The sequence below is a fragment of the Corynebacterium sp. c7Ub_26 genome (genome assembly GCF_053760365.1).
Genome location: NZ_JBSNBL010000001.1, coordinates 73362 through 99090, shown reverse-complemented (window position 1 = coordinate 99090; position 25729 = coordinate 73362). Strand labels below are relative to the sequence as shown.

Sequence of the window (25729 nt, the reverse complement as noted above, 5' to 3'; positions counted from 1 at the left end):
GGGGTCATGGCCACCGAGAGCATAATCCCAGTCCAACTGGAACTGACCAGCGGAACGTACTACACCCTATGGGCACCGTCCTGGAAAGAAAACGGTGAAGAATGGCAGGCGTTTCTCGGGTCAGACGATAGCCTCTACTTCTTCACCTCGCCCGCCGAACTCTTGGCGTATATCAACTCCGGCGCACCCATCGACCTCGCCGAGCACCCCAAGTGGCGCGCGTTTCTACATAAGGACGCGGAATCACAGGCTGTCCCCACGCCCCGCCACGTCTACGACCTGGTCGCCGTTCCCGCCATGCTGGCAGAAAAACCCAGCTACGCCTCCGTCGACAAAGTCGAGCGAAACCTAGCTATGGCACGCTCCCTCGGGCGAGTATGCGGCATCGACCGCATCAACGGCTTCTTCAACAGCTACTCGCTGCTCTCCAACCTCAGCCGCGGAGCTGAGCACTTCACTGGCGACGACGGCAATGGCGAATGGTCTGCCATCGGCCAAACGATTCTTTCCAACTGGGGCCCTGTCCTCGACGCCCTCGACAACGAAGCCGTGAACAACGGTGGCTTCGACGACGGGGCCGTCAACGACGACACCGCTGGCGCGTCCGGCGATGCTGCGAACGTCTCGTCTACCAGAACAAGCGTCCCCGTCGGCGCTTCGACCGGCGACACGGCAGGCAATGCTGGCGCGATTACACGGCGTACCGCTCCCGTCTTCGTCACTCCCGCCATCCCCGGGAACAACCCCACCGATTCCATCAACAATGCCCAGCGCAGCATCGACGACGCTATTGCTGCACGCGAGGACCACGAAAAAGAGGTGGCCGCGGAGCGAGCATCACGGGCCGAGAACGATGAGGCCAGCTCCACGCCGGCCACCGACCCCTATGACTCCACCATTTGGGCGTCCGTCGGTATTGATCCGATCACTATCGTGATGCATGGGCGCACTCTCTACGCCCTTCGGTGCTACATCAACGACCGCCCGGTGTTCCTCGGCAAGTTCGGCCAGATTTACACGTTCACGTCCGGGCGCGCTCTCAGCCGCTGGATCGTCGATCATAAAGACCACGACCTGGCGACGTTTTCCACCTGGGGAGAACTTGTCGACAAAGCCAACGTCGGTGAGCTCAAGGTAGAGACTCACCCCACGAACAACTACGTCTTCACTAACTTGGCGGAATCCATCGCCAAAGGGCCCAACGCCGTCGACACCGACCAGCTCGGCCAGGCCTACGAGGTCATTGCCGACGCTTCCGACTGGGCAGAGGACGACGCCGTGAACTCCGTGCTCCTCGCGGTGCCCGAGCTGCAAGAATACATCTCGTACATGCTGGGGACGTCGTCGAATTACCTCCCCTCGGCGCCGTATGACACCGAGGCCGACGGATGGCGTCGTCTGGAGGAAACACTGAGCGAGCGGTTCAGCAAGTCCTAGGCACGAGCCTAAAACCCACGCGCGGACTAGGCGCGGACCTGCCCAAGCTCGTGGGATAGGGATTCGAGCTCCTCACCGCCAGCCATTTGCGCGGTGAGCTGCTCCAACGTGATGTCCTGACGGCCCGCATCTAACTGCATGCGGCCGTGCCCCAACAGCACAAAGTGGTCCCCCACCAAATAGGCGTGGTGAGGATTGTGGGTGATCAAGATAACGCCGAGTCCCCGTTCCTTCGCCTGCTGAACAAATCGCAGAACCATGCCCGATTGCTTGACGCCCAGCGCGGCAGTCGGCTCATCCAGAATGATCGCGCGCGCCCCAAAGTGAACCGCTCGGGCAATTGCCACAACTTGGCGCTGCCCACCGGACAACGTCGAAATCGGGACCGTCACGTCGGGTAGATCAATGCCCATCGACTTCAGCGCAGTGTCGGTGGTTTTTTTCATGTGTTCCGCGTCCAAGGGAGCAACCATGCCCAGCCAATTCGGCCCACGAACCACCTCGTGTCCGAGGTAGAAATTGCGCCACACCGGCATATCCGGCACCACCGCCAAATCCTGGAAGACGGTGGAAATGCCGCGGGCAATCGCGTCCTTCGGGGACTTCAGAGCAACGGTCTCGCCGTCGATAAGAACACGCCCCTCGGTGGGTTTGTGCAGGCCCGATAGCGTCTTAATCAGCGTTGACTTGCCAGCACCATTGTCACCTAACACACAAGTCACCTCGCCGGCATAGACCGACAGCGTCATATGTGAGAGGGCTACATGCGTCCCATATACCTTGGTGACATCGTCAAGTGCGAGAATCGGGGTCCGTGACTCGGTCGACGGGGTTGCGGATGGTGGCATATGGGTATCAGTCATCGTGTGCTGTTCCTTTTCTCCATGGCCCGGTTCGACAGCACCGCCAGCAGCAGCATGGCCCCGAGGAAAAACTTAAACCAGTCGGGATTCCAGCCCGCGTACACGATGCCCTGGTTGATCATGCCGAAAATGAACGCGCCGATAGCCGTGCCGATCGCGGTTCCTTTCCCGCCCTTCATCGACACCCCACCGATGACGGCGCCGATAATGTACAAAAACTCATTGCCGACGCCCTGCCCCGCCTGGACGGAGTCAAAGGCGAAAAGCGTGTGCATACCGACAAACCACGCGGCGACCGATACCCCGATGAAGAGGAGCACTTTGACCCGAGTCACGGGGATGCCCTGCGCGCGGGCCGAGTCGTGGTCACCGCCGACGGCAAAAATCCAATTGCCGAAACGAGTGGAGTACAGGACGTAAGTCGCGATGGCGACAAAGACGAGCCACCACAGCACCGTGATCTTCACCGACACCGAGCCGATGGTGATGGACGACGCAAACACGTCTTTGGCGCTGCCGAAGCCCTGCATGTCCGAGATCGACGGCGTCGAGACCGCGTTGGTGACCCACTTCGTGATCGCCAAATTGAGGCCCTGAAGCATGAGAAAACTAGCCAGGGTGATGAGGAAGCTGTCCAGCCCCGTCTTCATCACCAAGACACCGTTGAAGGTGCCCACCACCACGGCGAACAGCAGTGACAGCACGGCACCGGTCCATGAATTGAGGTGCCAGTTGTAGTTCATCATGGTGGCGGCGAGCGCGCCCGTGGTGACGGCCACGCCGGAGGATAAGTCAAACTCGCCGCCGATCATGAGCAAGCCCACGGCCAACGACATGATGCCGATGGTCGACGACGCATAGAGCACCGTCGAGAATGCTGCGAAGGAGCGGAATGACGGTGCGACCGCCATGAATAAGGCGAAGACAATGACAGCACCCAAGATGGAGGCTGCTTCCGGCCTCATGAGGGTTCGCTGCCATAGGGGCCGACGCGTCGGTACGGACGATTCAGACGTCGGTGCGGATTCAGTGGCCGGCACAGATTCAGACGCTGTCGTCATCGCAGACCCTCCTTAGCAGCATCCGCAATGGAATCCACGTTGGAGGAGTCAACGAAGGATGGTCCCGAGTACACCGGACGGCCGCCTCCGATCGATGTCCCGTTGCGTTTGTGCAGCCACAACGAGTCCACGGCCATGTATCCCTGCAAATACGGTTGCTGGTCCACGGCGAATTGAACGTTGCCCGATTTAATGGCGTTGACTAGTTCCGCATTGGTGTCAAAGGTGGCGATTTTGGCCTGCGACCCTGCGTCGCGAGCTGCATCCACCGCGCGGAGGGCGACCGGCGCAACCAGCCCCATCACCCAGTCAATGCTGTGATCCTGCGCGAGTTTCGATTCGATGGTGGCCTGCGCCGAGGGCAAATCTTGCCCGTTGACGTAGAGGATCTCCGTACTCACTTTGTCTTTAATGCCACCGCAGCGGGCTTCCTGGCTGGAATTGCCTTGCTCGTGAATGACGCACAAGGTGTGCCGGGCGCCTTGTTCTTTCAGCTTGTCGCCCACAGCTTCCCCGGCGACTTTCTCGTCCTGGCCGAAGAACCCCTTGAGCCCGTACTTCTGCCAGACGTCCATCCCGGCGTTCAACCCGACTGCCGGAATCTTCGCATCGTCGGCCTTCTTGGCGACGGGCCCGATGGCCTCTGGGTTCGGCATGGTGACAGCGATCCCATCCACCTTGGAGTCGATCGCGTTCTGTACCAGGTTGGCCTGGTTCGGCGCTTGAGGGTCGGACGAATACCGGAAGTCAACGTTATTTTTTTTCGCGGCGTCCTCGGCACCTTTTCGCACGAGGTCCCAAAAGGTATCCCCGGGCGCACCGTGGGTGACCATCGCCACCGTCATACGGGGAGTATCGACGGTTCCTCCCCCGCCGGAACTCCCGGAACTCCGGGGCGCTCCGCCGGTGGACGAGCATGCCGCGCCCGCAACAGCTACGGCCCCAACCACGAGGGCGACGGCACACCGTCGAACGGTGTAAGAGACACGGTGGTGCACAGGTATCCCGATCCTTATGAGTGTCACTGGTTAGATCCCGTCACCCGCGGCTGCGAATAACGGACATGTCTGATCAATCTCGCTATTTCACCCTCCTCAGTGAGGGTGGTCAAATCTGTTTCTGCTGGTGTTGAACGATTCAGATAATCTGAACAGGGATAGCTGTGACCAGTTAGCGTCACTTTTTACCCCCTTTTGCCCCCACGCCCTGTAGCTCGCTTCGGCTTCGTTATTCCCGCGTGTTATTCGCGTTTGTCACGATTACTCGCGCTTATCTGAACCGAGATCGCCTAAATCCAATCCGTCCAGACCGGCGAGTCCGTCAATGTCATCAAGGCCTAAATCACCCAGATCGATATTCAATATGCCCGCGCCCGAGTGGTTATGCTCGTGGGCTCCATGAGCGTGGTCATGCGAGTGCCCCTCAGGATCGTGCTCGTCAGCACCATCGTCGTGTTGGCTGGAGCCGTCGTTTCGGCTAGTGCCCCTCATATCAGGATCACCAACCAGTTCCTCATACGCCGGAATGATCAGATCTCTAGCCAGGCGCTGCCGATCCGGCAGGGGGAGGAATGCTGCATCCATCGCGTTCAGGGTCAGATGCAGCAGCTCGTCGTAACCGAAGTCAAAATACTCGCCGAGCAGCAGCATCTCGTCGGTCATCGTCGTGCCGGACACTGTCCGGTTATCTGTGTTCACGGTGCAGGTAAAACCCAGCTCATACAAAAGCGACAAGGGGTGATCCTCCATCGAGTCGACCAGTCCGGTCTGACGGTTCGACGTCGGGCACAGTTCCAAGGCAACAGTGCGGTCACGAACTCGAGCAGCCACAGGGCCCAATTCGATCCCGTCGAGGGAAGCGCCGAAATCTTCGTAAATGCGAGCACCATGTCCGATACGCGACGCACCCAGGGCTAATGCGTCCTTCATCGACCCCACTCCGTCTGCTTCGCCCGCGTGGATCGTGAACGGAACGAGGTTTTCACGAAGCAGCTCCAATGCTTCAGCATGCTCACGGACCGAGAACCCTTCTTCCGGGCCTGCCAAATCAAAGCCGACAACATATCCGGACCCATCACCCGCATTATCGACGACGAGGCGCGCGATCTCCGTGGACCGATTGTTATTCCTCATCGCGCACAGAATGAGCCGCGCGACGATCGGATTACCCTCCGCGGCAGCACTCTGTTCACCAGCCCGAACACCGGCGATCGCGGCGTCGACAATATAATGAAGATCTAACCCCTGCTCCTGGTGCTGTTCCGGCGCGAAACGGAGTTCCGCATACACAACGCCATCGCGGGCAAGGTCTTCGACGGCTTCGCGGGTCACGCGCTCGATAGCGTCGGCCGTTTGCATGACGGCGGTGGTGTGGGCGAATAATTGCAGGTACGAGGGGAGATCCCCCGATTCGGCGGACGTGCGGAACCACTCCTCTAATGCGTCAGCGCGCGCGTCCTCGGGCTGAGACATGATGCTGTCGGGTAACCCGGAGTAGCCAGACTGCTGAGCAAGGTCGAGTAGCGTGGAAGGCCTCAGACCACCATCGATGTGGTCGTGAAGCTCCACCTTGGGCAGCTGGGCGACCCTGTCGCGATCGAGAGTTTTGTGATCCGGACTAATCGATGGGCGCGGCCCCATGCTGGCGGAATACGGTGATTTCTGCGCGTTCATTGCCATAGGGTTCAGGCTAGCCGATGGGTAGGACATGCCGTCGAGGCCGCAACATTGCCGCAAACTGGCTGCACTCCGAAGTGTCATATATATTCAGGGCCTAGTTTTCCTAAGATGCTAGATTATGGCTTCCCAGCGCTTTGCTCCCCATCCTCAACGGTCCGCACAATCGCCGACCACTCTCCGGCGAACCATCGTGGCCAGCACGGTGAGCATCGCGCTGGGCTTCACCTCGTTTATGCCGGGGACGGGATTGGCCACACCGCCAGCAGCGGCAACCCCGGCTGCGGCGTCGGCCCCCTCGGTGTCGATGTTAGCCCAGGATGAGACGACCCCAACTCGTCCGATTGACCCGAACTGGATCCCCGTCGAAGCACCCCCTGACCAGCCACTACCCGACGATCCGACTCTCCACACCGAGTCTTGTCCCTTCCGGGAGCACACTCCCCGGCCGTCGATGAGTCCGAAACGGTCCAACCCGGTGGCACCAGCCCCACCCCCATGCCGGTCAACACGGACCCCGAGGGCGGCAAAAACTGCAGTCCTGCGGCGTCATTGCCCCGGAGGGGTTTAAGGTTCCTGAGCGACTCACTGTCGGATCATGGCTTATTTACGACGTCGACTCGGGCGATGTTATTGCCGCCAAGGACCCACATGGGCGGTACCGGCCTGCCTCCATTTTTAAAGTGTTGTTAGCTCGCGAAGCCATTGATCGTTTACCGCTGGACAAGGTGCTCAAAACGACGCAAGAGGATGCCAATATGGAGGGCTCTCGCGCTGGAATTGGTTCGGACGGGAAATATACGGTGAGGCAGGCGTTGCAGGGACTGCTCATGCGGTCCGGTAATGACTGTGCTCATCTGCTCATGCGCACCTTGGGTGGGGAGAAAAAAGTCCTGGCTGACTTGCAAAAACGGGCCGAGAGGTTGGGTACGCAGGACACGCTGGTGACGTCGTATTCGGGGCTCGACGCGCCGGGGCTACAAACATCCGCCTACGATTTGGCGCTGCTGTACCGCGAAGCGTTTCACAACAAGACGTTTAACGAAATAGTCAATACGAAACTCGTTGGTTTTCCCGGCTATCCAGATAATCCTGGTTTCCAAATCTCTAACGACAATGAGATGCTCTTTAACTATGAAGGGGCTTTTGGTGGGAAAACCGGGTTTACCGACGACGCCCGCCACACGTATTCCGGTGGCGCAGAGCGTAACGGGCGGAAACTAGCGGTCATCGAGCTGAACGCCACCAACGCTGCCGGAAAAGGGTGGGATCAAGCCACGAGGCTTCTTGACGCGGCGTGGCCCGTTCATGATTCCGTGGGGTATCTAGTCGGCTCCCCTGCTGCCGAGAAAGTGGGGAAGAATGAAAGATTTAGTGGCGATAGTGCGGAGGAGAACCACTCTGCGTCACATGGTGGAAACGAGCTGCGCCGACACCCGAAGGCGTTTGCTATAACGGCTGGAATTGCCGTGCTCGTTATTGCCGGCGCGATCTGGAGTGTTCGGCGCGGGCGCCGTCGGAAGTGATAATTGCGCTCATACCCGGGATTCACACATCGTGAACAAATCGTTATTTTTATTCTTTTTATCACAATTGGTGCATAGTTGAGCATTCTGTTTACGTTAAAACGTCGCAGTGATTAAGTTGTCAGGTATGGATACGAAATCATCGTCCCCCCGTGAAACCGCCACTCTTGGTCATCACGGTGTCTCCACTCGGACGCGTCGCGTAGGGGCTTCGTCAGTAGCCATCATGGCGTCCACAGCCTTGGTGCTGGGTGGCGCTAATGTGGCCACGGCACATCCCACGTCGATGCCTGAGCACCCGGCTGACACGGCACTTGCGTCGGCCATTGACGGTGCTCACCACGATGCTCACCGGCTAGTCAAGGCCGAAGCTGCTAAGGGATCTGCAGCCGCCGCTGCTCAAGCTGCGCAGCAAAATGATCGCATCGACGCCATCCACGGCCAGGCTAAAGAGTTCGTCGGCACCGTTGTCACACCGGTCTACGATTCCCTGACCAGCACCTACGACACGGTGGCTCAGGCCAACGCCGATACCGCTACGCGTATTGCGACCGCGGCTAACTCGGTGCGGGAGCAGTCAGAGGCCCACCACAATCCTGTCGGCACACGTATCGCTGACACTGTCACGCAGGGCACAGCCACTGCTTCCAACAACTTCGCTGGTGCGCAACTCGCCGTCCACAATGCTGCAGGTGCCGCCGTCGACAACGCCGTGTCTGTGGCTAACCAAACAATCGATGGTGTAGCTGACCGTGCGCACGCGTCCGTCGACAACCGTGCTGCACAGAACCAGGCATCTATCGACGCTCGGGCGGCTCAGGCAAACGAAGTCATCCACCACGTCTCTGACGCGGCCCAGGTAGCCGGTAATCAATTCGCGACAGCTGTTGGAACAGTCCAGGATACGGCTCAAGCGGCCCAGGAAACTGCTCAGCTGACACGCCAGGCCGTCGTCGTATCCACGGTCAATCAGTTCGACCAAGTGCTCATCAACACGGGTACACAGCTCGGAGCTCCGAGCGTTGCCCACCAGGCCCCGGCACCAGCACAGTAAAAACACCATGCAGTAGGGCCACCGGCTAACTACTGCAGCCGTATCGCCCGATAATGAGTCCTGCGGGGCGCGATGGTTATATTCATCGCGCCCCGCAGAAGTATATGGAGTTAAAAGGCCTCACCCGACATATCCGACGACGATCGACGCCGCCGACCGGGCCAACGTCGCCGCCGTACCTGTCGTATCCGGCCTACCTTCCCCCTACGCGTCGTTCTTCTTGTTACCGCGCGCTTTCCGCATCGCCGAACCAACTGTTAGAACCCCAACCAGGACACCAATGCCAACCAAACCAGCTTTCTTCGTCGTCGATGAATCTTCATCAACCTCTGCCCCGCGGATCGAAATAACCGCAGGCGGCGGGGTGTGAACGTCGACCACTTTTCGAGATTCTTGAGTCGTGGCGGCCCACGCCGAGCAATAAAGCACAACGCGCCAGATCAGGTAGAAGAGAACCATGATGGCGATAACCGGCCCGAATGCGGCGGCCGCGGGATTGTTCAACGTGGCAGAAATGAATACCGCACCGAACTGCTTAATTAACTCAAACGCCACTGCACCGATAACGGCCGCCTGAAGCACCGATTTCCACGGCACTTTTTCCCTCGGCAGGAATTTCAGCAGCCAAACAAACACAATATAGTTGGCGAGCAAACCAACAATGAATGCAACCAACCACGTCACAAAATGAATCCCCGGTACTGAATCCAGCTCAATGTATTCCAGGAATTTCTTGGTCAGGCTTGATGAGCCAATAGCGGTCACGACGAAGGCCGCCACAAAGGCAACCAACAGCCCGATCAGGCCGATAAGATCTGACAGCTTCCCCTTCACGAAATTGTCCGGGGCGATCTTCACCTTCCACATCTCCGAGACGCCGAGACGAAGGTTGCCCATCCAGCCAAGACCGGTCCAAAGTGCGGTCAAAAGACCAATAACACCGATGGAGCTGCGCCGTTCAACGGCTGTATCCACCAGCGTTTGCAGCGTGTCTTTAAGACCGCTCGTACCCAGCTCCAGGATCTGCTGCTCAACTTTGTCCATGGCAGCGTCGTTCCCCGCCAGAACGAAACCGAAGCCGGCGAAGACGATCAACATAATGGGGATGAGGGAGAGAACGGAAAAATACGTGATCCCCGCCGCAAAGTGGTTGCCGCCTTGTTCGCTATAGCGGTCTTGCATGCACATGAGGTGGTCGAACCACGGGAACCGCAGCCGAGCCTTTTCCATTTTGCTCAGCTCGTCGTCGTGCGAACGTTCCATGCCGGTGTATTCGTCCGCACGCCCGGTATTTTTGTCTGCCGCGTTTTTCGCTGGAGCCACAATAGCCCTTCCTTTATGGTTTCAGCTTGTGATTCAGCCAAAAATGCGGCTGACTCCGCTTCGTATTGTTCTCTCGTATTGTCTCTTAGGGTTATTTGCTTTCTGGCAAAAACCCAATTTTCTTATGCACTTTACGCAAAGTTTTGTGTGCTTCATAGCGGGCACGCTCTGCGCCGTCGGCAAGAATTTTCTCCAATTGCGCCCGATCAGATATGAATTCTTCGTAACGGGCTTTCAGCGGAGTGGTGAAGGCTTCAAGGGCTTCCGCCGTGTCCTTCTTCAATTCGCCATAGCCAACGCCGGACTCTTGGTATTTTGCCGCGAGTTCCTTGGGGTCCTTATCTGTCAGCACCCCCTGGATAACAAGGAGGTTCGAGACACCCGGCTTGTTTTCGCGGTCGTAGCAGATTTCGGAATCATTATCGGTGACAGCCGAACGGATTCGCTTTGCTGACACTTTTGGATCGTCGAGCAAATTAACAATCCCTTTAGGATTCGATCCGGACTTCGACATTTTCGACGTCGGTTCCTGAAGATCGTAAATCTTCGCCGCCCCCTCCGGAATAAAACCGTCGGGAACAACAAACGTTTCACCAAAACGGGAATTGAAGCGCTGCGCCAAGTTTCGGGTGAGTTCCATGTGCTGGCGCTGATCCTCCCCCACAGGAACCAACTCCGGCTTGTACAGCAAAATGTCGGCAGCCATCAACATGGGATACGCGAACAAACCAGCGCTCGTCCGCTCCGTCCCCTGCTTCAACGACTTGTCTTTGAACTGAGTCATGCGGCTGGCCTCACCGAACCCGGTCAGGCATGTCATGATCCACCCGAGTTGCGCATGCTCGGGAACGTGAGACTGCACGAACAGCGTCGACCGGTCGGGATCAATCCCCAAAGCCAACAACTGCGCAACACCCGATAACGTACGCTTGCGCAATTGCTGCGGATCCTGATCCACGGTGATCGCGTGAAGATCCGGGATAAAGTAAAAAGCGTCATAGTTATCCTGCAATTTAATGAATTGCCGGACTGCACCCAGATAATTACCTAAGTGATACGAATCTGACGTCGGTTGCAACCCCGAGACAACGCGAGCCTTATGTTCTTGTGCGCTTTGTTGTTCATTCTCACTATCCATGGAATTTACAGTACTTCTTACCGCACGCGTTTTTGCAACCGACCATCGAACGCCTTCGATATCGGGCGCATGACACACATGTTTCTATTTAAAACCGACGACGACTGGCGAATGGTCCGACCAGCGAAGATCATAAGTATCCGCGACGTCCGTGCGAGCAGCGACCGCCCGGTCAGCCAGACTCCGTGTCGCCGCATGGACGTCGATACGCCATCCAGCGCCCGTGTCAAAAGCCTGCCCGCGCCAGGTGTACCAGCTGTACGGGCCTTCTTCGTTCTCGTGGAATGAGCGTTGAACGTCGATCCATTTCGGATCCCTCGCCGGACCTCGGAGGCTCGCCGCGGACGGCTTGTAGTCCTTCGATGCGAAGAAGTCACCGATTGCTCCGGCGTTGCCCTGTCGTCGGCCATCACTCAACGTCACACCTCTGGGTGCCTCGATGGCGTCGTTGATTTCAGAGACCGTCACACCAGGCCCCGGGCCGAAGATGGAGTCCATGAAAGCGCGCTCATCAGGCAAGAACCCCGCTCTCTTGCGGTTGCCTTTCCAGCTCTTTAGATCTTCGCGCCGGTGACAAATGTTCCAGTCACCGGCGACAAGCATCTTGTCATATTTTTCCGCCCGCTGTTCCAGCACGGGAGCGAGGGAGTCCAAGAACGCGTACTTTTCGTCCTGTTTTTCGTTCCAGCCACCGCTCGGGAGGTACAGAGACGCCAGGCGCACATCGCCTAATCCCTCACCGGCGTGAATCGTTCCCTCGATCCAACGGCCAGCGTCCTCAAAATCGGGGATACCGATCTCGACGTCGTCGACGGGGTACGTCGACAAAATCCCCACCCCGGCGCGGCCACGACTTGCCGCCGGGGCCACGGTGAGCGACCACCCGTCGTCAAGGGCAGGTTCGAGTGCGTTCTCAGCCTGCTTTTCCGACGCCCGCACCTCTTGGAGGAGCACAACATCCACGTTGGCGTTCTTTAACCACTCATGGAAGCCAAGGTTCTCTTCTGACCGGTGCTTGACGGCTGCACGAATACCGTTCACGTTAATCGATGCGACAGTCAGCGACGCATCGGCAAACGATCCAGCGGACGAGGCAAACGAATTGCGGTGCCCGCGGGTGTTGTCATCGTTGGGTTTTATCGGCGCACTGTGGGGAGGCATGTCGGACATCGTAGCGGATGCGCTGGACACGACTACATCTGGGCATCCGACGTCAGAGCAATAAGCCTGGTCAGTGGCCAGCGTCGAGAATTATTGGGACACATCTATGCGCCTTTATTCACGCCATCTTAACTGCCGTTTTTAGCTGGCCGGAACCTTGACATGCTGGACCGAAGCAGTTGATCGCTGACGAACCAGCGCGGTGGGCGCCCACACGATCATGGACAGCAGTGCCATGAGTGCACCGGCCAGTCCACCACTGGAGTAGCCGAACTCGGCGGATACGACCCAGCCGCCGACCATCGCTCCCCCAGCATTCGCGAGGTTCAACGCGGACTGGTTGAGGGCGGACGCGAGGGTCTGCGCCTCACCGGCCGTGTCCATCAGCCGGGACTGCAGGTTCGGGGTGAGTAGCGATCCTGACATTCCGATCAGCGCGAAGTTGATGGTGCCGAGCCACGGGTTGTGGGAGGTGAAGAAGAACGCGGTCAAAATCACCATCATCACGATGAGCGAAAAGAAAATTCCACGCTCCGGGTTGTAGTCCACCAACTTTCCGCTGAACCAGGTGCCGATAATCATGCCGACGCCATAGGACATCAACACGATCCACATGAGGCTTGCCGGCAGACCAGCGACTTCCGTCATCGTCCACGATATGTAGGTGTAGACGGCGAACATGCCGCCGAAACCGACAGTGCCCATGAGCAATGTGAGCAACACCTGCGGTTTAATGAGCGCACTGAGCTCCGTCAACGGGTTCGTCGTCAACATGAGGGTCATGTGCGGCAGCGCGATCCAAATAGAGACCAAGGTCGCGAGTCCGATCAACGACACCATGGCGTACGCATAATGCCAGCTCATGGCCTGGCCAATCGCCTGCGCGAGCGGCACGCCGATCAACGTCGCGATCGGCAACCCCAGGTTCACAATGGCGATTGCTTGACCGCGCTTACCGGGCTTGGACAGCGACACCGCAACCAGAGAGGACACACCGAAGTAAGCACCATGCGGGATACCCGCGATAAACCGCGCTGCTATCAGGAAGGGATAGTTCGGAGCAAAAACACTCAAACCATTGCCGACGGTAAACGCCCCCATCAACAGGAGGAGAAGCCGCCGGCGGGGAATTTTGCCGGTCAGGGCGGTGATCAGTGGCGCTCCGACGACGACCCCCATCGCATAGGCGGTCACGATACGTCCGGCAGCACCGTCGGAAATGCCGTAGTCGGCACCGATGTACTTCAGCAACCCCATGGAGACGAACTCCGTGGTGCCGATACCGAACCCACCGATAGAGAGCGCGATCAGGGCGAACAGAGCACGTCGGGATCCCATTTCGGTTTGTCTCGGGATCGGTTTGCGCTCTGGTATGCGCTCGACGACGACCTGCTTGCTGCTGTTATAGGCGTGGCGGGAGGCCTGTCCAGTTTTCACAGCAGCAGCGCGGGAGGTGTGAGCAGTTTTAGCGACGGCTTTCTTCGACGCCTGCGTGCTCTTTGCGACGGCCGACTTGCTGGCCATGGTGCTGCGGGCGACGACCCCTTTGCGTACCTGGGCGCGGCGGGCTCGGTTATCGCGACGTTGCTGTGCTTTCGCCGCTTTGCGGGCGGCTTTCTCCTGGGGGGAATCGTGCTCGGCACCATGCCCGGCCGCTGTGTGCTCGTCGGCCGGTTCTGCGTCGTCAAGGGAATATCCGTTGCCGTGGACCTGTGGGTGGTCATCAATGTCGATACTCAGCGACTGGTGGACAAGCATCGCGTACGGCTCTTTCGGAGCCTCCATGCCATCTGATGCGTGAGTATCTCCCGTGGCGACGGGTTCGGTCAGTGCGCGTGGCGCAATGATGTAGTTGTCTGCGTCCATATAGTCGCGAAAAATGTCGACGGCTCTACGGATAAGGCTCCCCACAGGCATCACACTTCCTCTTCTCTTGACGTCGGTACGTCATGTACTCGTGATCGTGTGTCGATGAAATTTGTCGGTCTTGCGTCGGTATTAGTTCGGTCAATATCAGGGGGTTGTGCGGGCGCGGAATTGACGGGCGAAGCGACGCATTGTTATGTCTCCGGAGGAATCCTCGTGGTCGCGTTCGAGTTGCCTACATTTGCACATACGTGTGCCATCGTGCAATGCGAAAGCGCATTTTCTCCTGCACAATTCATTACATTCCTGTGCGGATTGTGATTCGTTTTACTTTATCGGCCTTAGAGGCGGGGTATTTCAGCTCTCCTGAGCGATGTATCTCAATTGCAGCTGCGTTGGCCCGCCCGGCTGTGGCCAGAGACTTGTCCGGCTCTGTTCGGATGTGTCCAGTGTTCTTAGGAAAGCCGTGTCCGGTTTTGTCGGGACCGGCAGGTAACTTTGCCCCTGAATGTAGGCACGACATCGCGCCTCAATCACGCTGTCAACCTGCCGCCCTCGGTTTTTTCCTCACCCCAATGCGCCCGCCTGATCCTGAACAACCCCATCGCACTGCGACCGTTCTTGAGCTCTTCCTCGACCTGGTCTTCGTCGTTGATGTATCGACGGTCGGCGTGCAGTTGCACCATGCCCTCACCGAAGGCCACGCGGGCAAGGGCATTGGCCTCTATTTCATGGTGTTTTTCACCATTTGGTGGGCATGGATGAACTTCACCTGGTTTGCCACCAGGGTTAATAGCGATGACTGGCTCTACCGTTTAAGCACGTTCGTGCAGACGGCGGGCGTGCTGGTCCTCACCGCGGGGATCAGCGACGTGTTTGAAGACCGTGATTTCAGCATCATGGTCATTGGCTATGTCATTATGCGTGTGGCCATGGAAGCACAGTGGCTTCGCGCTTCTCGCGCTAAGGGGCGAGACGGCCATTCGGCGTTGACCTACGCCATCGGGATCTTGTCGGCGCAGGTGCTGTGGGTGATCTCGGCGGTGGTCACGTCGGGACGTATTCCCCTGTAGATATTCACTGTGTTCGACATCGTGGAGCTATCGGTTCCCCTGGTTGCCGAGGTCACCGGTGGGACGCCGTGGCACCGGGAGCATATGGCGGAGCGGTACGGCCTGTTCACCATCATTGTTTTAGGTGAGTCGCTACTGGGCTCGGCCAACGCGATTATCGAGGCGCTTGATGGGGGGCGAGCACATTGGTCAGCTGATCGATGTGTCGATTATGACCATCGTGATCAGCACAGCTATTTGTTGGATCTACTTTTATCCGCGGCACACGGAGCGGCTGTCGAACTCATCGATACTGTTGTCCGTCCGGTGGGGCTGATTTTCGCGTCTGCCGGTGCATTCTCGGCGGGTATCGAGGCGCACGTGGACTACGTGACGGGTTCGTCGGAGCTTTCCCATGTCGCTGTGTCGCTGGCAGTGACTGTGCCGGTGGCTGTTTTCATCCTCGCGATTTGGGCGGTCGCGTATCCTGGGACCCGCGAATTGTGCGGACCGTGATTCCGATTGGCGCGGTGGTGACGGTGGCTTCCGCCTGGGTTACAATGCCCGTCGCTGGGGTGGCGGTGGTCGTTGTGTTGGTGTGTAATCCTGTCGACGACGAGGACGACGCGGAACATGAGTATGAATACCGACGAACAAGTGGTCAGTGCCCAAGAGGGCAACGAGGTCCGCAACTGAGGAGGTGTTATCGGTGGGGTTTCCGCCTGACTTGTTTTCCCACCCCGCGGACATTGTCGCGCCGTACGTCTTGGAGTCGACGCTTCGCCGGGGCCCGGTCGCGCTGATGATTACTGAGGTCGAGGCGTACTTGGGAGAGGCCGATCCCGCGTCACATGCCTCTCGGGGTCCGACACCACGCTGCGTGACGATGTTCGGCCCACCGTTGCATCTTTACGTTTATGCCAGCTACGGCATTCACCGCGCAGGCAATGTGGTGTGTTGCCCCGAAGGCGTGGCGTCGGGACTTTTACTGAGGGCCGGACGCGTGATTGATGGTTATGACGTCGTTCGATCTAGACGAGGAAACCGCCCCGAGGACGATGGACTCGCTCGTGGGCCGGGGAATGTGGGATCCGCGCTGGGCCTAGATCTTCACCTCGACGGGACGCCCATCGTCGTGGATGAGAACGGGGGAACGGACCACGATGCGCAGGCGAATACCAACGTCCACGTGGCTGACGTCGACAATCCCGCAGCTCCGGAGCTGCGGCTAAGCCGTGATCGCGCTGAGGACGACATTGTTCCTTATGTCACGGGCCCGCGGATCGGAATTTCGAAGAACAAAGAGTCGCCACTACGGTTCTGGATTCCTGGCGATCGGTCAGTGACTCCGCCCCGAGGCCGTCCACGCAGACCAACCAGCAAGCGCTATTCCTAGCAAAGCCCAGCACACCAGCACTCGACCGTGGATCCCCCACCCAGCGCCGTCGAAAAATCCGACGGATCGTAGCGCTGAGCCGGCAGCACCTAAGGGGAGGAATTGTCCGATGGTGCCCCATGGTGACGGCAGCCATTCGGGGCCTGTTTGCATTCCGGATAGTGGGTTCGACAGGAACATGACGAACACAGCGCCGATGCCCGGTCCTACGTAGCCGAACTTGGACTCCATGCCGAGGAGGCACATCGATACGCCCGCGATGGCCAGGGATAATGCGCCCACGACTTCCCAATAACTTCCGTCGACGACGTCGAAACCGAAGCGCATCACAGCGGCCATGATGAAACCGGCGATGATGGCCAATGCTCCGGAGGCGAGGAATCGACGGGGACGTCTTCCATGGACCTGCGTGGACAAGACGACCGCGGAGATCATGCCGACAAACGCCATCGGGAGCGCCAGAGTAGCGAAGGCGGTTCCGTGTTCGTCGTCGGATGCTGGCGGGGCCACATCAGTGGTGGTGACCTGAGCACCTTGTGCCGTGAGCGCTTGGGGGACCCCATTCATGACCTGGAGATAGGTGGTTCCAGCGCCTGTTGCGGTAATGACCTCGGCAGTGGGAACGGGGGTGCCGTTAGGTCCTGCCGTCGGCTGTCCCAACGCGATGCCTCCGATGGCCTCGCGGTCATGAACGGCCTGTTTGGCGTCGTCAACATGTTTGATCTCAAACACCCCAGGCTGACTGCGCTTCATGTTTTGAGTGAGTTGGTTAACCGCCTGATCCGGCCCACTGACAGCGAGCGGAAGGTTTTCGCGCCGGAATTCACTGCCGGCGGCAAGAAGGACAACAGCATGAGGGTGACGATGGCGGCGAGACCGAGCACAATACCCACTACTTTTCCACTCGAGGTGTGCTCAGTGGTTATGGACGTGTTTTTCGACGTGGTCTCAGGCCCCTGATTCGCGGTGGCGTTCGTGACGTTAGACCCCTGGTTCGTGGCGTTAGTGGTGTGGTCAGTGGCCGGGGTGCTCTTGGTGGTCACCTCCGTGGAAACGCTGTTCATTGCCATAAGGTCCCCTCTTTTTCTGTTTTTCTGATTTGTTTCGCCGTGCAACGTGGCTGGCGTCGTTTTCCGCAATGTTGCGTCGTACAACGTGGCCGTTGACGTGCATAAATATGGCTATCTCGTAGGCATTTGCCCAAAGCTGCTGCCGATAGACACTACCCACATAAACGGACCATTTCGCTCCGAATTAAAAATGGAGCATAGTGTTCCGTTTACGTTGGCACAAACGCACCAGGCATGAAAGAATGTGACCTCATCAATGGTTTCACTCACTGAGGCCACATCACTAGGAGAAACATCGTGCGTGCAGACGCGACAGCCAGCCGTACCGCCATCATCGACGCCGCGTGGCAAGGTTTTGCCACCAATGACCCAGATATTTCACTGCGATCCATCGCCCAGGACGCCAGGGTCGGAATCGCCACTCTCTACCGACACTTCCCCACGCGCGAGGACCTCTTTGTAGGCGTCGGCGAAGAAATGTTGGCCCGGCTGACGTCGGTATGTAATTGCTACGTTGACGCACCGTCCTGGGATGACGACCCGGCTGGCACGTGGTCAGATTTCATTGCCGACGACTATCGGTTACAGATCGGCACACTGGCAGCAAAAGTGGCCGAAAGTATCAATGTGTCTCCCCAGCTTCATCGCAGGATCAGAACTCTCCGCAAAGAGGCATTTTCCCAGGTGGAGCCCATCTTGGAGCGCGCTAAAAACGCGGGGCTGGTTCGCCCGGAGATCACCACAGCACGGTTCCAAATGGGAGTTGGGCTCCTGAGCAGACCACTGCCGGAGATGGCAGACAAACTCGAACCGGGCTTTTCAACATGGTTACTGGACACCTTCGCGAGAGGGATTGCGCCTTAGGGCACTCCAGTCCCGGCCGAGAGAGCCACACCCCTCGCCCTCCCCAGCCCCAACTGCGGGGACCAACCGTCACGGCCCCACCTCTCCGACAAGCGTATCGTCGCCCCGTCTGTGGGGGTGCGCCACATCGTGGAGTCGCATTTGTGGCATCGTCACGTACTCTGGAAAAAGGAAGTATCCACTATGTTGATAGCTTTGCTACCCAGGCCTTGTCTAGGTGACGGCGACACGCTCGAATCCGCAGATCAACGCTGCATAGACACATCATATGCAGATCGCAACATCTGCACACCGTCGGCAATGCTGTAACCCTAACACCGGCCTCGGCACGCACAGCGCGCATAATCCTGAACAATATTTAGCGAGTAAGGGAGTTTTGCCCCACCATGGGAACAATTATCTACACCCGTACCGATGAAGCGCCTTTGATGGCAACGTATTCGTTGAAGCCAGTGGTGGAAGCGTTTGCGTCAACCGCCGGTGTCGACGTCGAAACCCGGGATATTTCATTGGCGGCGCGCACCTTGGCGGCGTTCAATGATGTGCTGCCGGAAGACCAGCGGGTCAACGATGCGCTGGCCGAACTGGGTGCGCTGGCAAAGACCCCGGACGCAAATATTGTGAAGCTACCGAACATTTCGGCGTCGGTACCCCAGTTGAAGGCGACGATTAAGGAGCTTCAGGCCGCTGGATACGAGCTCCCGGATTACCACGAGGAGCCGTCGACGGACGAGGAACGCGATGCCCGCGCCCGCTACGACTCGGTCAAGGGCTCTGCCGTTAACCCCGTTTTGCGTGAGGGCAACTCGGACCGTCGCGCGCCGAAGGCCGTGAAGAATTTCGCTCGCAAGCACCCGCACACGATGGGCGAATGGAGCAAAGACTCCAAGACCAATGTGTCGACGATGGAGTCGGACGATTTCCGTCACAACGAGCAGTCCGTGGTTCTTGACAACGACGACGAGCTGCGGATTCAGCTGGTCGCCCCGAATGGTGAAACCACTGTTCTTAAGGAATCCCTCCCCGTTCTCAAGGGCGAGATTGTCGACGGCACCGTGCTGAGTGCGAAGGCGCTGGATACGTTCCTCCGCGCCCAGGTCAGCCGGGCGAAAGCAGAGGGCGTGCTGTTCTCCGTCCACCTGAAGGCAACCATGATGAAAGTGTCGGATCCCGTGATCTTCGGTCACGTGGTCCGCGCCTACTTCCACGACGTGTTCGACAAGTACGGCGAGGAACTGCTGGCCGCCGGGCTCAATGGCGAAAACGGTTTAGGCGCCATTCTCGAGGGCCTGTCGGAACTCGACAATGAGGCCGAGATCAAGGACGAGTTTGACCAGGCCTTGAAGGACAACGCTGCTCTGGCGATGGTGAACTCCCACAAGGGCTTCACGAACCTCCACGTCCCGTCGGACGTCATTATCGACGCGTCCATGCCCGCGATGATCCGCACCTCGGGTCACATGTGGAACGCCGATGACAAAGAGCAAGACACCTTGGCGGTCATTCCGGATTCGTCATATGCCGGTGTTTACCAGGCGGTTATCGACGATTGCCGCGAGAATGGCGCTTTCGATCCGACGACGATGGGCACTGTGCCGAACGTCGGCCTGATGGCTCAGAAGGCGGAAGAATACGGTTCTCACGACAAAACGTTCGTGATGCCGAGCGACGGCAAAGTGCAGGTCGTCGACAAGTCCGGCACCGTACTCATGGAGCACGACGTCGAGGCCAACGACATTTGGCGCGCCTGCCAGACGAAAGACATCCCGGTGCGCAACTGGGTCGGCCTGGCTGTTGAACGCGCACGCCTGTCGGGAATGCCGGCCGTGTTCTGGCTCGACCCGAAGCGCGCACACGACAACAACGTCCGTGCGAAGGTCGAGGAATACCTGAACGACGAGGACACCGATGGCCTGGACATTCAGATCATGGACCCCGTGGCCGCCACGAAGTACTCAATCGATCGCATCCGGAAGGGCGAGGACACCATCTCGGTCACCGGCAACGTGCTGCGTGATTACCTGACCGACCTCTTTCCCATCATGGAACTGGGCACGTCGGCAAAGATGCTGTCTGTGGTTCCGTTGATCGCTGGTGGCGGACTCTTCGAGACCGGTGCGGGCGGATCTGCCCCGAAGCACGTGCAGCAGCTGCAGGAGGAGAACCACCTGCGCTGGGACTCGCTGGGTGAGTTCCTTGCTCTGGCAGAGTCGTTCCGTTTCTTCGCGCGTAAGGACGGGAACGATCGCGCCGGGATTCTTGCCGATGCGCTGGATAAAGCCACCGAGAGTGTGCTGGAAGAGGGGCATTCGCCGTCGCGTAAGGTCAACGAGATCGACAACCGCGGCTCGCACTTCTACCTCGCGTTGGGGTGGGCGCAGGCTTTGGCTCAGCAGACCGACGATGACGATTTGGCTGCGGCTTTCAAGCCTATTGCCGACGCTCTCAACGAGAAGAAAGATCAGATCGCGGAGGAGCTGCTCTCTGTGCAGGGCTCCGAGGTCGACTTGGGCGGCTACTACTGGCCGTCGGACGACAAGGTGAACGCTGTGATGCGGCCGTCGAAGACGTTCAACACGATCATCGACGATTTGCACCAGTAGGGGTTTACCTGCGTTGAAGGTACCTAGTTGAGTCTGCCGCCACTGGCGGCCCGCGCTAGGTGACTCGGGGGACAGGTGCGACGGGGGGCACCAAACTGATTCGTGTGACCCCGCTTTCAACGTGCGCCCCGCCCTGAGCGCGCGTCGTAAGTTTTTGGCGCACCTATCCCGAGCGCACCGTTAGTCTTCCTCGACCCCGTTGTATAGTTTTCCATGGAAGCTGGGGTTCAGTAGGTTGTGATGGCTGAGGACATCGTCAAGCGTATCTCTATCCAGCAACCCTTTCTCCAGAACGAGGTCGCGCACGGATCGGCCGGTCTGAGCCGCTTCTTTCCCAATCACATCGCCCCAGTGGTGGCCGATCAGCGGGTTCAGATACGTGATGATTCCGATCGAATTGTCGACATAACGGCCGCAAACGGCCTCGTTAGCGGTGATTCCGATGACGCAGCGGGTGCGCAGCGTCGTGCAGGCTCGCACGAGGAACCGCACCGATTCGAACGCACATTGCGCGATCACCGGTTCCATCACGTTCAACTGCAATTGTCCGGCTTCCGCAGCCATCGCAACGGTGACGTCGTTTCCAAAGACTTTGAAACAAATTTGATTAACGACTTCCGGAATAACCGGGTTAACCTTCGCCGGCATAATCGACGAGCCCGCCTGGCGTTCGGGAAGATTAATTTCGTTTAACCCGGTGCGCGGCCCCGACGACAGAAGACGCAAATCATTGCAAATCTTCGATAGTTTCATTGCCAGACGTTTGACGGCCGAATGCGCGTTGACATACGCGCCCGTGTCGCTGGTTGCCTCGATGAGGTCACGTGCGGGCTTAATGTCCAGGCCAGATACCGCGCTTAGTGCACGGATTACCGCTGCTTGATACCCCGCGGGGGTGTTGAGGCCGGTGCCGATGGCCGTCGCGCCCATGTTCATTTCACGTAGTTGACTCTGAGCACGTTCGAGCTGACTCCGCTCTTCCGCCAAATTGTTTCCAAACGCGCGGAATTCTTGTCCTAATGACATGGGGACAGCATCTTGTAATTGTGTCCGACCCATTTTCATGACGTCATTGAATTCGTTTCCCTTGGCCAGGAATGCGCGTTCCAGAGCGTCGACATGGTTTGCCAATTGTTCAATCGCGAAATGTAAACCTAAACGGAAACCGGTTGGGTAAGCGTCATTCGTCGATTGGGACATATTGACGTCGTCGTTTGGATTAATAACGTCGTAATTGCCCTTCGGCTCCCCCAGATATTCGAGCGCGAAATTCGCGATGACTTCATTCGTGTTCATGTTCACGGACGTGCCCGCCCCGCCCTGGAACACGTCGATAGGAAACTGATCCATCCCGCGGTGTTTGTCGAGAATCTGATCGCAAGCCCAGATAATCGCCTCCGCCTTTTTGGCTGGTAGCGCGTGGACTTCGCGGTTCGCGATGGCGGCGGCTTTCTTGACCATCACCATGCCGCGAATGAGCTCCGGTACGTGATTGATGTTCGTCCGCGAAATCTGGAAATTCTCGACCGCGCGCAGCGTGTGCACACCGTAGTAGGCGTCGGCGGGGACCTGCAGAGTGCCCAGCAAATCGGTTTCCTCACGAAAACTCTGCGCGCTCTTCGCCCGCTGCGAGTGCGTTTCGGCCGACGTAATAATGTCCGTCGAGGTCATGACGACCCCGATTCTTTCCGACGACGACCCCGGCGCGGCTACTGGGACGTCCCAGGCTTCGGACGACGAAGTGTAGTGGTCGGCGGATTCCGATGAGTCCGCCGTCGGAAATACCTCGTTGTATTGATCAGTTGGTTCGTTGCCCTGATTGTCAGAGGGTCGAGATGCGGATTGCTCGGACACGGTAAACCTCGATCTGTCATCGGTGTAACAACATGCTGCATGGGTGGGCAGCGCGTTGACCTGGCTTATTCCCCCTCGATGCGGAAGCTCTCCCCCGAGTGCCGACAATCCATTCGCGCACCCTCGCATTACTGATCAGTTACTGATCACTTGCGTGAGTGCCATCAGGCTACCTTTGCCTCGAGCGAATGTTCACTTGAGACACGTCGAAGATGATCTACTTCAACGACGGGTTATTACCCCACTTTGTAGCAGGGTGTTTATTACAACCCCACGGTTGGAGGGGCCGATGCCTCAACCCCGCGGGTAGTAGGGCCGGCATCATAAACAAGTTTCCGCCGACATAAGGCCACTTCATCGACCCCTTTTCCTAGTGGGGTACCGCCTTGTTTCACTGCCTTGCCAGCGGGAACTTGCTCGGCAACTAAGAGTAGTCGCTCCCCACAGCCAGCGGGAAGAGATATTTGATTCCGTGCCCAAACGGGGGTGGATGCCTCGCATCGCGAGTTTCGAGCGTGGTGTTTCCCTGGTGTTTACTCTGGCGTCGGAGGTCAATTCACAGGTATACCGCACCCACGGACGTCCGGTTGACCTCCGCCCGAACAGACCCCAGCAACGTCGGCAACCTGAACCGCTCTCACGATTCCCAGTGGCAGGCCGGGAATGGGCCGGGTCGGCCACCACACAGCCCCGCGAAATGCCAATGCCACGGCGGTCACCAGCGTGAGCTCCAGATTCAGCAGGCGCAGGCCCGGCGTGACGTCGTCGAAAAGAACTGTCTCGATTGACGCAGGATCGAAGCGCGCCGATAGACTGACTGACAAACCACGACCCACCGACGCATCAAAACCCACCGACGACACCTGGAGCGGAGTCCTCGCCCGCCTGCGCTCGGCCCGAACCACAAACGTGTCCGCCTCGTCGACGAAATAGCGACACCCGTACAGTTTTCACAACCGACCCTGATATACCCCCACAGTTTTCCAGCGCGCGGGCGCAAAGCCCGCGCGACAACATCTCGCTAGCCGAATCGGTCAACGAGTGAGTATCACCAACGTAAGATTCCCATCCCACTGACCGTGAACAACAAAGGTCGTACAGCACACAATCTACATACCGCTTAGTCTAGATTTTTTCATAGTGCCGACCTGCCCATATGTGCGAGAAATAGACAGAGCGGTTTGCACTAGACCGAGCGGTACATTAATCTCGTTTTACGAGTTCGAAAGAGCTCACCGCCGGGCACGGGCGCACCGTTTTCCACAAGCGGTTACGCCGCCTCGGAAGGCAGGAAAACGTTTGGGGCAAACGCCCAGAGAACAGAGGGCCACACAAGCTCGCCGCAATAAAACCACCACACGAAACCAACACAACGAATTTCGAGGAAACACCATGACAACCAAGTACGACAACAGCAACGCCGACCAGTGGGGCTTCGAGACCCGCGCCATCCACGCCGGCCAACTCGTCGATAGTGAGACAAGCTCACGAAACCTCCCGATTTACCTCACATCCTCATACGTTTTCGACTCCGCCGAGCACGCTCAACAGCGCTTCGGCCTGGAGGACGAAGGCCCGATTTACTCGCGCCTGACAAATCCGACGGTGGCCGCCGTCGAAAATAGGTTAGCTTCCCTTGAGGGTGGAACGCATGCGGTGCTCTTCGCGTCCGGCCAGGCGGCGGAGACGGCGGCGTTCCTGAATATCGCGAGGTCGGGGTCGCATATCGTGTCGTCACCGCGCTTGTATGGCGGCACGGAGACGCTGTTGGCACACACGTTCCGTCGGCTCGGGATTGAGGTCACGTTCGTGGAGGATCCGGACGATCCGCAGTCGTGGGACGCGGCCGCGAAGGACAACACGGTGGCGTTTTATGGCGAGACGTTCGCCAACCCGCAGGCCGATATCCTGGACATTCCGGCGATCGCGGAGGTTGCTCATGAGCATTCCGTACCCTTGATCGTCGACAATACTGTGGCGACGGCGGCTGCTGTGCGTCCTTTGGAGCTGGGTGCCGACGTTGTTGTGGCGTCGTTGACGAAGTTTTACACTGGCAACGGGTCCGGCCTTGGTGGTGTGTTGATCGATGGCGGGAAGTTCGATTGGACGGTGGAGCGCGACGGCAAGCCGCTGTTCCCCGATTTTGTCGAGCCAGATCCCGCGTACCACGGGTTGAAGTACGCGGACCTAGGGAATGTGGCGTTCGGGTTGAAGGCTCGCGCGGGGTTGCTCCGCGATACGGGTGCGACGCCATCGCCGTTTAACGCGTGGGTCACTGCCCAAGGTCTGGATACCTTATCTCTTCGCATCGCAAAACATAACGAAAATGCGCAGAAAGTCGCTGAATATCTGGAAAGCAATCCGAAGGTCACGAAGGTTAACTTCCCTGGGCTGAAGAGTTCGCCATGGTATTCGGTCAAAGAGAAGCTGGGGCTGAAGTACCCAGGCTCGGTGTTCTCATTCGACATCGATGGCGGGCGCGACACGGCGTGGAAGTTCATTGACGCCCTGAAGCTGCACTCAGATCTGGCCAATGTTGGCGACGTGCGGTCGCTGGTTGTTCACCCGGCCTCGACCACGCACTCCCAGTCCGATGAACCGGCGCTGCGTGCCGCGGGAATCAACGAGTCGACCATCCGACTCTCTGTCGGAATCGAGGACATCGACGACATCATCAACGACCTCAAACAGGCCTTTGAGCAAGTTTAATCTTCTAAGTTAATTTCCTTTGGGGTTAATTTTCTAAGGGTTAATCTTCTTGCCGACGAGGGGCTGGCCGCGCAACG

General features: G+C 58.4%; 20 protein-coding genes and 1 pseudogene. 8 read left to right on the top strand and 13 right to left on the bottom strand.

Annotation, left to right across the window (positions count from 1 at the left end):
- The first annotated feature begins 6 nt into the window (after nucleotides 1-6).
- On the top strand, nucleotides 7-1437 hold the full coding sequence (locus ACWORE_RS00435) for a hypothetical protein (protein ID WP_455301996.1): 1431 nt from the start codon (nucleotides 7-9) through the stop codon (nucleotides 1435-1437).
- Nucleotides 1438-1463: 26 nt separating this feature from the next.
- Here ACWORE_RS00435 and ACWORE_RS00430 read toward each other — a convergent pair whose 3' ends face one another.
- The 5 genes from ACWORE_RS00430 to ACWORE_RS00410 form a co-directional block, all read right to left on the bottom strand.
- Nucleotides 1464-2300: an ATP-binding cassette domain-containing protein gene (locus ACWORE_RS00430; protein WP_296136481.1), complete on the bottom strand. Its 837-nt coding sequence runs from the start codon at nucleotides 2298-2300 to the stop codon at nucleotides 1464-1466.
- Nucleotides 2297-3361, bottom strand: a complete 1065-nt coding sequence (locus ACWORE_RS00425; protein WP_455301994.1) for an ABC transporter permease — start codon at nucleotides 3359-3361, stop codon at nucleotides 2297-2299. The genes ACWORE_RS00430 and ACWORE_RS00425 overlap by 4 nt, the downstream gene beginning before the upstream one ends.
- A complete protein-coding gene (locus tag ACWORE_RS00420) occupies nucleotides 3358-4311 on the bottom strand; it encodes a substrate-binding domain-containing protein (RefSeq protein ID WP_296136698.1) in 954 nt (317 codons plus the stop codon). Before ACWORE_RS00420 ends, ACWORE_RS00425 begins: the two co-directional genes overlap by 4 nt.
- 309 nt (nucleotides 4312-4620) lie before the next feature.
- Nucleotides 4621-6039 carry an adenosine deaminase gene (locus ACWORE_RS00415; RefSeq protein WP_406604968.1) on the bottom strand — a complete coding sequence of 473 codons (1419 nt, stop codon included), beginning with the start codon at nucleotides 6037-6039 and terminating at the stop codon, nucleotides 4621-4623.
- Between the two features lie 147 nt (nucleotides 6040-6186).
- The gene (locus tag ACWORE_RS00410; RefSeq protein ID WP_406604969.1) at nucleotides 6187-6510 is read right to left on the bottom strand and encodes a hypothetical protein; all 324 of its coding nucleotides are present in this window, start codon (nucleotides 6508-6510) and stop codon (nucleotides 6187-6189) included.
- Between the two features lie 59 nt (nucleotides 6511-6569).
- Between ACWORE_RS00410 and ACWORE_RS00405 the strand changes: the two genes are divergently transcribed.
- Nucleotides 6570-7562 carry a D-alanyl-D-alanine carboxypeptidase family protein gene (locus tag ACWORE_RS00405; RefSeq protein ID WP_455302564.1) on the top strand — a complete coding sequence of 331 codons (993 nt, stop codon included), beginning with the start codon at nucleotides 6570-6572 and terminating at the stop codon, nucleotides 7560-7562.
- Between the two features lie 127 nt (nucleotides 7563-7689).
- On the top strand, nucleotides 7690-8616 hold the full coding sequence (locus tag ACWORE_RS00400) for a hypothetical protein (protein ID WP_406604971.1): 927 nt from the start codon (nucleotides 7690-7692) through the stop codon (nucleotides 8614-8616).
- A gap of 204 nt (nucleotides 8617-8820) precedes the next feature.
- On the opposite strand, the gene ACWORE_RS00395 is transcribed toward ACWORE_RS00400, so the two are convergent.
- From ACWORE_RS00395 to ACWORE_RS00380, 4 genes are all read right to left on the bottom strand, one after another.
- The gene (locus ACWORE_RS00395) at nucleotides 8821-9939 is read right to left on the bottom strand and encodes a YhjD/YihY/BrkB family envelope integrity protein (protein WP_455301991.1); all 1119 of its coding nucleotides are present in this window, start codon (nucleotides 9937-9939) and stop codon (nucleotides 8821-8823) included.
- 91 nt (nucleotides 9940-10030) lie between these two features.
- Nucleotides 10031-11077 (bottom strand): tryptophan--tRNA ligase, encoded by a 1047-nt coding sequence (trpS, locus tag ACWORE_RS00390; RefSeq protein WP_455301989.1) that lies wholly within the window; start codon nucleotides 11075-11077, stop codon nucleotides 10031-10033.
- 84 nt (nucleotides 11078-11161) lie between these two features.
- A complete protein-coding gene (locus tag ACWORE_RS00385; RefSeq protein WP_455302562.1) occupies nucleotides 11162-12247 on the bottom strand; it encodes an exodeoxyribonuclease III in 1086 nt (361 codons plus the stop codon).
- A 132-nt stretch (nucleotides 12248-12379) separates the two neighbouring features.
- Nucleotides 12380-14149: an MFS transporter gene (locus ACWORE_RS00380; RefSeq protein WP_455301987.1), complete on the bottom strand. Its 1770-nt coding sequence runs from the start codon at nucleotides 14147-14149 to the stop codon at nucleotides 12380-12382.
- Nucleotides 14150-14370: 221 nt separating this feature from the next.
- On the opposite strand from ACWORE_RS00380, the pseudogene ACWORE_RS00375 reads away from it, so the two are divergent.
- A pseudogene (locus ACWORE_RS00375) lies at nucleotides 14371-15672 on the top strand (low temperature requirement protein A).
- A gap of 193 nt (nucleotides 15673-15865) precedes the next feature.
- Nucleotides 15866-16552 carry a DNA-3-methyladenine glycosylase gene (locus ACWORE_RS00370; protein ID WP_406604974.1) on the top strand — a complete coding sequence of 229 codons (687 nt, stop codon included), beginning with the start codon at nucleotides 15866-15868 and terminating at the stop codon, nucleotides 16550-16552.
- Here ACWORE_RS00370 and ACWORE_RS00365 read toward each other — a convergent pair.
- Together ACWORE_RS00365 and ACWORE_RS00360 are read right to left on the bottom strand one after the other, a co-directional pair.
- Nucleotides 16496-17305 carry a hypothetical protein gene (locus tag ACWORE_RS00365; RefSeq protein ID WP_455301985.1) on the bottom strand — a complete coding sequence of 270 codons (810 nt, stop codon included), beginning with the start codon at nucleotides 17303-17305 and terminating at the stop codon, nucleotides 16496-16498. The two genes, ACWORE_RS00370 and ACWORE_RS00365, sit on opposite strands and share 57 nt — an antisense overlap.
- Entirely contained in the window at nucleotides 17302-17622 is a 321-nt protein-coding gene (locus ACWORE_RS00360; protein WP_406604976.1) for a hypothetical protein, read from the bottom strand. The genes ACWORE_RS00365 and ACWORE_RS00360 overlap by 4 nt, the downstream gene beginning before the upstream one ends.
- Before the next feature lie 297 nt (nucleotides 17623-17919).
- On the opposite strand from ACWORE_RS00360, the gene ACWORE_RS00355 reads away from it, so the two are divergent.
- Together ACWORE_RS00355 and ACWORE_RS00350 are read left to right on the top strand one after the other, a co-directional pair.
- On the top strand, nucleotides 17920-18486 hold the full coding sequence (locus ACWORE_RS00355; protein ID WP_406604977.1) for a TetR/AcrR family transcriptional regulator: 567 nt from the start codon (nucleotides 17920-17922) through the stop codon (nucleotides 18484-18486).
- 386 nt (nucleotides 18487-18872) lie between these two features.
- The gene (locus ACWORE_RS00350) at nucleotides 18873-21089 is read left to right on the top strand and encodes an NADP-dependent isocitrate dehydrogenase (RefSeq protein WP_455301982.1); all 2217 of its coding nucleotides are present in this window, start codon (nucleotides 18873-18875) and stop codon (nucleotides 21087-21089) included.
- 180 nt (nucleotides 21090-21269) lie between these two features.
- On the opposite strand, the gene aspA is transcribed toward ACWORE_RS00350, so the two are convergent.
- Nucleotides 21270-22760 (bottom strand): aspartate ammonia-lyase, encoded by a 1491-nt coding sequence (gene aspA / locus ACWORE_RS00345; protein ID WP_406606116.1) that lies wholly within the window; start codon nucleotides 22758-22760, stop codon nucleotides 21270-21272.
- A gap of 734 nt (nucleotides 22761-23494) precedes the next feature.
- Nucleotides 23495-23806, bottom strand: coding sequence for a hypothetical protein (locus ACWORE_RS00340; protein WP_406604979.1), 312 nt, complete (start codon nucleotides 23804-23806; stop codon nucleotides 23495-23497).
- Between the two features lie 529 nt (nucleotides 23807-24335).
- Here ACWORE_RS00340 and ACWORE_RS00335 point away from each other — a divergent pair.
- Nucleotides 24336-25652, top strand: coding sequence for an O-acetylhomoserine/O-acetylserine sulfhydrylase (locus ACWORE_RS00335; protein WP_455301980.1), 1317 nt, complete (start codon nucleotides 24336-24338; stop codon nucleotides 25650-25652).
- Nucleotides 25653-25729 lie beyond the last annotated feature (77 nt).